Source organism: Methylocystis sp. B8 (assembly GCF_005771425.1).
Lineage (GTDB): Bacteria > Pseudomonadota > Alphaproteobacteria > Rhizobiales > Beijerinckiaceae > Methylocystis.
Genome location: NZ_VBTZ01000020.1, coordinates 1 through 2,491, shown reverse-complemented (window position 1 = coordinate 2,491; position 2,491 = coordinate 1). Strand labels below are relative to the sequence as shown.

At 55.7% G+C, this 2,491-nt stretch carries 5 protein-coding genes; all 5 read left to right on the top strand.

Annotated elements, in window-relative coordinates; all coding sequences use genetic code 11:
* Positions 1-168 precede the first annotated feature (168 nt).
* A complete protein-coding gene (locus FEV16_RS16730; RefSeq protein ID WP_138168741.1) occupies positions 169-393 on the top strand; it encodes a 4Fe-4S binding protein in 225 nt (74 codons plus the stop codon).
* Between the two features lie 10 nt (positions 394-403).
* Positions 404-745: an iron-sulfur cluster assembly accessory protein gene (locus FEV16_RS16725; RefSeq protein WP_138168740.1), complete on the top strand. Its 342-nt coding sequence runs from the start codon at positions 404-406 to the stop codon at positions 743-745.
* A gap of 17 nt (positions 746-762) precedes the next feature.
* Positions 763-1,296, top strand: a complete 534-nt coding sequence (locus tag FEV16_RS16720; RefSeq protein WP_138168739.1) for a tetratricopeptide repeat protein — start codon at positions 763-765, stop codon at positions 1,294-1,296.
* Entirely contained in the window at positions 1,286-2,041 is a 756-nt protein-coding gene (locus FEV16_RS16715) for a 4Fe4S-binding leucine-rich repeat protein (protein WP_138168738.1), read from the top strand. The genes FEV16_RS16720 and FEV16_RS16715 overlap by 11 nt, the downstream gene beginning before the upstream one ends.
* 342 nt (positions 2,042-2,383) lie before the next feature.
* A partial coding sequence (locus tag FEV16_RS16710; RefSeq protein WP_281404864.1) for an ArsA-related P-loop ATPase occupies positions 2,384-2,491 on the top strand: 108 nt, incomplete at its 3' end.

Here is a 2,491-nt window from a genome sequence, read left to right as displayed (position 1 = left end):
TCGAGAAGTCGGCGATCGCCTGGTTCAAGGCCTATCTCGACAAGGTCAACGCCGGCGAAATCGAACACGTCCAGCGCGGCGACGCCGAAATCCGACAAGGCGCTCTCATCAACGCCGCGTAGCGCGCATAAACATCGAAAAGCTCAGTAGGTTCAGGAGAACGACAAAATGGCCTTGAAGATCATCGCCTCGCAATGCACGAGTTGTTCGGCATGCGAACCCGAATGCCCCAACGTCGCGATCACGGAAAAAAACGGAACGTTCGTCATCGATCCAAAGAAATGCACCGAATGCATCGGTCATTTCGACGCGCCGCAATGCGCCGCCGTTTGCCCTGTCGATAACACTTGCGTGATTGACAATTCCTATCCGCGTTATCAGCCGCCGGCGTAAGGAGAGGTTTATGAAATTTACACTGACCCCCGCCGCGCATAAGTTCGTGCGGCGGATGATTCAGTTCAGCGTGAATCCGACTGGCGGCTTCCGCTTGCTCGTGTCACCCGGCGGATGCTCTGGCATGTCGGCCGAATTCGAGGTCGAAGGCGAGCTACGCGCCGGCGACCAGGAGTTTGTCGTCGACGGGCTGAAATTTTACCTGCCCGCGCAAAGTCGCCTTCTGCTTGATGGCGTGACGATCGATTTCGCCGAGTCCGCGACGGGCGGCGGTCTGAAATTTCACGATCCAAAAAGCACGGGCGGCTCTTGCTCAAGCTCTGCGGCGACGTTCGTGGAGCACACGCACTGAGTTAAAGGCAAACTCGGATGACGAATTTCGAGGATGTCCAAACAGGCCTCGGCGACAAGAATTTTCTCGCCGAGGCCATTCTTGGCGGAGGCCTGCCGGAAGAAGCCGAAATTTGTCTTTGGCGTGCGTCGGAAGTCTATGCGGATTCCGAAGCCGCGGAGGAATATTTGCGGCAAGCGGAAACGCACGCGCCAGATCACGCCGCGGTGTTGATCGGTTTTTATCGCTTCTATTTCTACAAGGGACGTATACAGGAGGCGCTAAAAATTGCTGAACGCTGCCTTATAAAGGCAGCGCGCGAGAATAATTTCTCAATAGAGTGGCGTCTTGTCACTAAAGATGACGCGACTTTTAATAGTTATGAAGCAATCCTGCCGCGCTTTTACCTTTTTACCTTGAAGGGTTACGCTTACCTAAAAATGCGCTTGGGCGAGATCGAAGAAAGTCGCGAAGCCGTGATGAAACTTCTCGAACTCGATCCCACAGACAAAATTGGCGCGAAGGTGTTGCTTGGCGTTCTCGACCGGATTGGCGTGGGCGATGATGACTGACATCGACGAGGCGCGCGACTATCAGGGTCGACATGTTGACTGCGACGCCTGTAATCACAGGAACTTGCTTGCTGCTCAGCGGTGTGAATTGCGTAAAGCTTGTGTACAGGATCGTTACGCTCGCCGCATCGATCGATTTTTTGATTGGAATCCAGAATTAGCCGACGAACATCTCGCGCATCCGCATTTTGAAGTTCGAGCGATTGCCGCCAAATTTGCCAATCCGTTCCTCCTCCCGGCGATGTTGAACGATCCTGACGAGACCGTTCGCTGGGAGGCCGTGCGCCGCCTTCCTTCGCGTTACCGTTTGGAGCTTCGTAATGACCCTCACCGGGAGGTGCGCATTCGTGTCGCAACGCTCCTCGAGGGAGCCGATCTACTGCCGATGATGAAGGATTCAGACTACTACGTCCGTATCGTCGTTGCGCGCAAACTTGATCCTCCATTGCTTATATGGATGGTCGATGACCCGGAAGTTGAGGTGCGGCGAATTGTAGCGCAACGCATCGACGCGCAATGGCTGGGTCGAATGGCGCTTGATCCGCTGGCCGACGTTCGACTCGAAGCGGCACAGCGGATGACGGACGAACAATTGACGTCTCTTCGCCAAGATCCGGATTGGCGCGTGCGTCACTACCTCGCGTCGCGGCTCTCTGCCGAGGAACTCGAGCCTATGCTCAATGATTCAGACCCAATCGTCGCCGAGACCGTGCGCCGCCGCGTTAACGGCGAACCCATCTCCTGACCGATACGTCCCAAGACGCCTGAGTCACTGCGCCTACCGCGGCATTCCGCCACATCCGCGGTTCTCCAAGCCGCACAAAAAATTTCCTGTCGCCCCGCATGTCAACCAACGTCAACTTTCAAACATCTCCAGACACGTCGATCAACAACAGCAAGCTATTGAATTCATGGTATTAATATTCATGACGCCGCTGGCATGCGCCTTGCGAAGTGACTGGCGCAAAACGATCGGACCCTAAAGCCGCGCCGGTGCGCGAGGGAAGGAATGCTCCCGGTCAGGCGCAAAACCAGACCCACGAATTGAACGTGAGGGCTGGCCGGCATCGCGCAACAGGAGACGAAGATGTCACTACGTCAGATAGCTTTTTACGGCAAAGGGGGCATCGGCAAATCGACGACGTCCCAGAACACCTTGGCGGCGCTTGCGGAGATGGGGCACCGCATTTTGATT

What these genes read in the sequence shown, in the direction of transcription:
- FEV16_RS16730 (WP_138168741.1), top strand. Translation starts at nt 169, where the DNA reads ATGGCCTTGAAGATCATCGCCTCGCAATGCACGAGTTGTTCGGCATGC.
- FEV16_RS16725 (WP_138168740.1), top strand. Translation starts at nt 404, where the DNA reads ATGAAATTTACACTGACCCCCGCCGCGCATAAGTTCGTGCGGCGGATG.
- FEV16_RS16720 (WP_138168739.1), top strand. Translation starts at nt 763, where the DNA reads ATGACGAATTTCGAGGATGTCCAAACAGGCCTCGGCGACAAGAATTTT.
- FEV16_RS16715 (WP_138168738.1), top strand. Translation starts at nt 1,286, where the DNA reads ATGATGACTGACATCGACGAGGCGCGCGACTATCAGGGTCGACATGTT.